Genomic DNA, 6,925 nt, shown 5'->3' with positions numbered 1-6,925 from the left:
AAAAATACAGAAAAAGGTACTTTTTCGGAACCTATTTCTGTTTTAAATCAAAAAAATTTTTATAATCCAGATTTAAATTAAAAAAATTTTTTATATCATTTGATTTTTTTAATTTATAATTTTTTTTAATTTATGATTTGATTTTTTTATTATATATTGGATTTTTATGTTTTTGTTTATTTTTTATTTTTATTGAATTAGAAGAAAGAATTATATGAGTTTTATATATATGGATGGTTTTTTTTTAATTAACAAAGAACAAAATATGTCTTCGCATAGCGTCGTTGCTTCTATTAAAAAAAAATTTAATTTTAAAAAAGTAGGTCATACAGGAACTTTAGATCCTTTCGCTTGTGGTCTTTTAATTGTTTTAGTCAATAATGCTACTAAATTAGCTTTTTTATTTGAAAATTTAGATAAAACATATGAAGGAGTTATGCTTTTTCATGAAAAATATGATACTTTGGATATAACAGGTAAATTATTAGAACGTAAAGAAAATAATTTGTCGCAAAAAATAGTTCAAGAAAGTTTTGATTGTTTTCATCAAAAAATTTATTTTCAAAAGCCACCCATGTATTCTGCTATCAAAATTAAAGGAAAAAAGATGTATAATTTAGCGCGACAAAATATTCATGTTGATATTCCATCTAGAAAAGTTCATATTTATGATTTAAAAATTCTTTCTAATTTAAATCAAAATAAAATATGTTTTAAAACAAGGGTTTCGAAAGGAACTTATGTAAGAAGTTTGGCTAGAGATATTGGGTATAGTATGAATACTTACGGAGCTCTTCAAAATTTAACGAGAACTAAAATTGGTTTTTATGATTTATTTTTTGCAAAAACAATTTTCTCTATTAGTTTAAAAGATTTAATTTCACCGAAAGAATTATTTCAAAATTATTCTAAAATTGTTTTAAATGATTATTTAATTCAATTAGTCAAACATGGTATTTATTTAGATGAGAGGCAAATTATTACTCATGATCCCTTTATAGTTTTAGATAAAAATCAAAATTGGATTGCTTATTATGAGCCTTGTGTAAATAAAAAAAATCAATATTATCCAAAATATTTTTTTTAAAATTTTAAATAAAATAAAAATAAAATAATTTTTTTAATTTGGATAGATAAAAAGAAAAAATATATATTTTTTGTTAATTTTTGTATTATTTTAAAATCTTATTTTATTTCTAAAAGGTGTTAAGTTCACGTTTGTCTTTTTTATTCGTAAATAGATTTGTGTGAATTTTAGGAATCAGTGTGGTCTAGAACTTAAATGTGAACTTATGAAACATTTTCCATCTCTTTTTTCTTTAGGAAGATTCTTCTCCGCTAAATAATATTAAGTTATTAAAAAATAAATAGAAATAGCATGAAAAATAGTCCCGCATACAACAAAAAGATGCCAAATAAAATGATAATATTTTTTATATAAATTAATATAAAAAAAGATACCTAAAGTATACATTAGTCCGCCTAGTATAAGAGATATAATTATTTTTGGATTATTTTGCCAAAAATCTGAAATTAAATCATTAATGATAATTAAAGAACTCCAACCTAATAATAAATATAGAATTAAATGTAATTTTTTTTGTTTATTTTTCAATAATATTTTTAAAATAATAGCTAAAAAAACTATTATAGATTGCGATAAGAAAAATATAAATTTTTTAGGAATAGGAATTAAAAAAGGTTCCTTCGAAAGACTTTTAGTATTAAATAAAAAAGGTATAAAACTACCCCAAATTAATATATATATACAAATATGATCAAATATTTGAAAAATATTTCTAATTTTTGTAAAAGATAAAGAATGATATAAACAACTTGAAAGGTAAAGCGTAAACATAGTTGAACAAAATAATAATAAAGGAAATAATGCTACATCAGATCTCTTTTTTATAATATAAAAAATAAAAATAAAAATACTAAAAAAAACCATTAAACCATGAGAAATAGAATTAGCGATTTCTTCTCCTAAAGTTTGATATTTTTTTTTTTTATTACACCATGTCATATTTCCTAAATTCTCCTTATTTTAAATAGAAAATTGAAAATTTTTTAAGATAAAATTGAAAAAAATATTTTTTTAGATTTTAGACAATAAATTATAATTTTTGATTATTAGAATTAAAATTAATTGAATCTAATCGCATATTTTCTAGTATTTGCTTTTGAATTTTTAAATAATCATTTTTTTGAAGTTGATTACTTTTATCAACGAAAAAAAATTCTATTTCTTTATTGGAAAAACGAGGAATTAAATGAACATGAAAATGAAAAATTGTTTGTCCGGCGATAACACCATTATTATTTAATATATTCATTCCTTGAGCTTTAAAAGTTTTTATTAACAATTTAGCTATTTTATGTGATACTCCGAATAAATGAGTAAAAACATGAAATGGTACTTCTTCTAAACTTGAATAAATTTCTTTGGTGGCAATTAAAGTATGTCCTTTGGTAGTTTGTGAAATATCTAAAAAAGCAATTACTAATTTATCTTCGTAAAGAATATAACTAGGAATTTCTCTACGAATAATTTTACTAAAAATAGTAGTCATATTTTATTTTTTTCGTTTTCTTTTTAATTTTTCACATATTTTAATAATCTTATTTTAAATATGTTTTAATGTTTTTGAAATTGCATTTTGCTATTTTATAAAAAATATTTGAATTATATTTTTGATAAATGTGATTTATCTGTTCATCTACTTTTCGAGAAGCTCCTAATAATAAAGGAATTTCTATTTGATGACTTAATTTATTTATTTCTTTTAAAAAAAAATATCTTGCGATAATAGATGCCAAAGCTACACTTAAATATTTTGATTCTGCTTTCGTTTCGAATCGAATAGAATGATATATTTTAGGTTCATTTTGTAAATAATTAAAATAACTTTTTATGGTTGTAAATTGATCCATGATTATAATTGCTTTTTGATTAATTTTATCTAAAAGTTTTAAAATAACAAAATTATGACATAAAGCTTTTATTTTGTTTAAATTTGCACTTTTAATTAAAAAATTATATTCTTTTTCATTATCAACAATTTTAATACAATAATCTATTTTTTTTGAAGTCAAAATAAAAATTTTTTTTATTTGTTGTTCCGATAATTTTTTAGAATCTCTTACACCTATTTTTTTTAAAAAAGGAATATCTTTCGGCATTACAAAAGCAGCACATACTACTAAAGGACCAAATACATCGCCTGAACCAGATTCATCAGTTCCAATAATACCCACATTATTATTTTGAATATCATTATTTTTTATAGGATCTTGAAATGAATTTTTATGATTAAGAAATTGTGTTTGATTTTCTTTTTCATTATTAGATAATGACAATATTTTTTTAATGTAATTAATTTCTTTTTGAATATTTGCTCCTTGAACTAAACAAGTTCCATTATAAAAACATGTGATTCTAACTTCGTCTTTATAAATAATAAAAAGAATATTTGGATTTTTTTTTATAATTAAAAAATTTTGATATTTTTTTTTAATAATTGTGAATTGAGATAAATTTAAATAAAAAGTATAATATTCGTTTGACATTTTTTATCGGAAATTATCCTTTTGATATATTTATTATATGATTTTTATTTTATTAAGAATATCTATAAAAACCAATTTATAGTAGGGATTTTATTTTGTTGAAGATATATATTAGTTTTAGAAAAAAGCTTAGAACCAAAAAAACCTTTATGTGCTGATAAAGGTGATGGATGGGCGCTTTTAATAACAAAATTTTTTTCCATATTAATATATTTTTCATATATTTGAGCATTTTTTCCCCATAAAATGTAAACTATTTTTTCTTTATAAAGAGATAATTGTTGAAAAATATTTTTGGTAAATTCTTCCCAACCAATATTTTTATGACTTAAAGGTTTTCCTTTCTCTACTGTTAAAATACTATTTAATAATAATACTCCCTCCAAAGCCCAATTAGTTAAATTATTATTGGTTTTTCTGATATTCAAATCATTTTTTAATTCTTTAAAAATATTTTTTAAACTTGGCGGAGCGATATTATTATTGACGCTAAAAGATAATCCATGAGCTTGATTTATTCCTGGATAAGGATCTTGTCCTAAAATAATAACTTTAAGATTTTCCCAAGGAGTTAAACGAAAAGCTTCGAAAATTTTATTAGATGATGGAAAAATACTTTTTCCGATTTGAATTTCTTTTTTTAAGTAAATAATTATCTTGCGAAAATATTCTTTTTGTTTTTCTTTTTTAATTATTGTTTGCCACATTGGATTAAAATGTTTCTTTTAATGAAGTGAAAAAATTATTTTTATTTATTTTATTTTTTTTCATTATAGAAAAACTCTTTTTTGGGCCAAAAAATCGAAGAAGAAAAATAAATAATAAATATTAGAAAAAAAATGAATTGTCCCCATGTAGGAATTTTAAAGCAATATATAGCGATGATTTGGTCTCTGTTTATGCTCCAATTATCTTCATTTTCATTATTATCTCCTTTAGTAGTTAATTGTTGTTTTTCTTCGTCAAATTTGACGACTCTATGAATAATTATGTCAGGTTCTTTTGTTTTATCAGCTTTAAAAATAATAATTTCTCCTTCTTTGCCTGCTTTCCAACGAGTTTTGAGTTCTTTCGAATATTCTTTGTTTTTCATTTTGCGAACTATAACAATATCATTTTTTTTTATATTAGGTTCCATGCTACCGCTAGCAACTCTATAATAATTAATGAAAGAATATTTAATAATATTTTCATGTTCAAAAAAAAAATGAGATATGCCTAATAAATTAAGAAAAAACAAAAAAAGGAAGAAAAAAGCATGTATTGATAAACTAATTATTTTTTGAAATAATTTTATTTTTTTATTCATATAATAATTTTTTTTTAACTTTCGTTTTTTATATTTATTTTATTTTTTTAATTTAAAAAAATTCTCATAATTTATGAGAAATGATAATGGGAAAATTATTTCAATCAAAAAAATATTTTTATAATATTCTCTTTTTTCATCTCGAAAAATTATTTTTTTAAAATTCCTATTTTCATTATATCTATAAACTATATCATTTGATAATATTATTTTTTATAATTTACTTTTTTTATAATAATCAAAAAAAACAATTAAATTATTTGAAAAAGTTACTTTAATTATTTTTTTAGTTAAATAGAAAATAAACATTTCTATCTATAATTAGAAATAGAAATATTTATTAATTTTTAAAACAATAAAGTTTTTTAATCATTTATTCATTATCTATATATCGTTATTTAAGATTTTTTTTAATTAACAAAAAGAAGATGCGCCTTATTCTTCATAAATATATCGAAAAAAATGATATATTTTTTTCTTTATTGAAAAAAAGAACAAATAAAATCTTTTTTTCGAAATTTTAATTTTTATGTTACAATTTGAGTAATTAATAAACAATTTAATTTCTAAAAAATTATTATTTTTAGAAAAAAATTATCTTTCTAACAATTCTGTTTTAATTGTTCACAATCTTATTTGTTTTTTCTCTTTTAATAATTCTATTTTTGACGAAAAAGATAACTTTTTTATCAAAAAAATATGATTTAAACTATTTTTAAAACAAAAGATTTAAAAAATATTTTGTTCGAAACAAGTTGTTTTTAAAATTTTTTTATGTTATTATGAAAGTGGTTAGTAAAAAAAAATTTATTTCTAGAATTAAGAAATAATTAATTATTACTCTTTATTCTTAAATATTACTTAAAATTTTTCTCGTTATAGAGAAATAAAATAAATCTTAAGATTTAAATAATTAAAAAATATTTTTTAAGTTTGCAAATATAAATATAATGAATTATTAAAATTTATTTAATAAATTAATAAATAATATTATGAAAATAAAGAAGATATATCGATTTTATAATTTATTTTTTATTAAACATATATTTAAAAATATTTTTTTTTAAATTTTATTTTTATTTAAAAGTTTATTCAATAAAAAAACAAAAAAACATTTTATATTTGAATTTTTAAAAAAATTATTAATATAAAAATTTTATTTATAAAAAAAATATGATTAACATATAACAAAAAATAATCTTTATTAGAAAGTAATTTTATTTAAAATTATTTTAATATGAAAAAAATTAAAAATTTTTTTATTTTTATTTTTATAATATTATTTTTAATATTGATAATGAATTATCAAAATAAAAATAATATTCATAATTCACAGCCAAAATATTTATATCAACAATTATCGAAAAACTTAAATTTGGTAGATATATCAGAAAAACATAAACAAAAAACAATTAAAGATATATTCGAGAAAGAACCAATTATAATTCAAAAAATAAAATATATTTTAAAAAAATCCGATATGTTGAAGAATTTAAATATTTCCAGTGAATTATTGAATAACCCCATAATAATAAAAAATATTTTATATTTATTAGCTATTAGATTATTTTCAGAACATAAATTTTATAATTTTGATTTTAATAAGATGAGCGATTTTGGCTATATTTTTGATTTTTTACAAAAAAATAATATTGTTGATGTTTTTATTTATGTTGGCAAAAACAAAGTAGCATTAAAAACAATACCAATACAAAAATTACCAATACAAAAACTACCAATTTTAGCTATTATCAAAGATGAAAAAGAATTCAATAGAATTTTAGCATATGTAAGATCTAAACAAATAAGTGGTCAATATGAAGATTTGAATGAGCAAATTCAAATTTATGAGGATTTGAATGAACAAATTCAAATTAAAAAAGAATATGTTGAATTTATTTTTCCAGAAGAAATAGAAAAAATTTTTTTTACTGCTGCATTTTTTATGAATAATTCTCAAGAAGATATTGTTGAAAAATTTGAAAATCTTCGTGCAAAACAAAAAGAAATAGAAATCACTAATTTAAAAAACAATTTCCAACAAAA

The 6,925-nt window shown here is 19.1% G+C and carries 7 protein-coding genes; 2 read left to right on the top strand and 5 right to left on the bottom strand.

What is annotated here, in order from left to right:
• The first annotated feature begins 229 nt into the window (after positions 1-229).
• Positions 230-1,087, top strand: a complete 858-nt coding sequence (gene truB, locus MDPP_RS02130; protein WP_144658579.1) for a tRNA pseudouridine(55) synthase TruB — start codon at positions 230-232, stop codon at positions 1,085-1,087.
• Positions 1,088-1,348: 261 nt separating this feature from the next.
• Here the strand turns inward: truB and trhA are convergent, their stop codons facing one another.
• From trhA to MDPP_RS02105, 5 genes are all read right to left on the bottom strand, one after another.
• Positions 1,349-2,026, bottom strand: coding sequence for a PAQR family membrane homeostasis protein TrhA (gene trhA, locus MDPP_RS02125; protein ID WP_144658578.1), 678 nt, complete (start codon positions 2,024-2,026; stop codon positions 1,349-1,351).
• Between the two features lie 91 nt (positions 2,027-2,117).
• Positions 2,118-2,573 (bottom strand): HIT family protein, encoded by a 456-nt coding sequence (locus tag MDPP_RS02120; RefSeq protein ID WP_144658577.1) that lies wholly within the window; start codon positions 2,571-2,573, stop codon positions 2,118-2,120.
• 49 nt (positions 2,574-2,622) lie between these two features.
• A complete protein-coding gene (gene rnhC / locus MDPP_RS02115; RefSeq protein ID WP_144658576.1) occupies positions 2,623-3,570 on the bottom strand; it encodes a ribonuclease HIII in 948 nt (315 codons plus the stop codon).
• A 62-nt stretch (positions 3,571-3,632) separates the two neighbouring features.
• Positions 3,633-4,277 carry a uracil-DNA glycosylase gene (locus tag MDPP_RS02110; RefSeq protein ID WP_144658575.1) on the bottom strand — a complete coding sequence of 215 codons (645 nt, stop codon included), beginning with the start codon at positions 4,275-4,277 and terminating at the stop codon, positions 3,633-3,635.
• A gap of 50 nt (positions 4,278-4,327) precedes the next feature.
• Positions 4,328-4,879, bottom strand: coding sequence for a signal peptidase I (locus tag MDPP_RS02105; RefSeq protein ID WP_144658574.1), 552 nt, complete (start codon positions 4,877-4,879; stop codon positions 4,328-4,330).
• A gap of 1,237 nt (positions 4,880-6,116) precedes the next feature.
• Between MDPP_RS02105 and MDPP_RS02100 the strand changes: the two genes are divergently transcribed.
• The coding region (locus MDPP_RS02100) for a hypothetical protein (RefSeq protein ID WP_222423873.1) at positions 6,117-6,925 on the top strand (809 nt) is incomplete at its 3' end.

The organism is Candidatus Phytoplasma pini (genome assembly GCF_007821455.1).
Lineage (GTDB): Bacteria > Bacillota_I > Bacilli_A > Acholeplasmatales > Acholeplasmataceae > Phytoplasma > Phytoplasma pini.
This window is presented reverse-complemented; position numbering and strand designations above follow the sequence as displayed.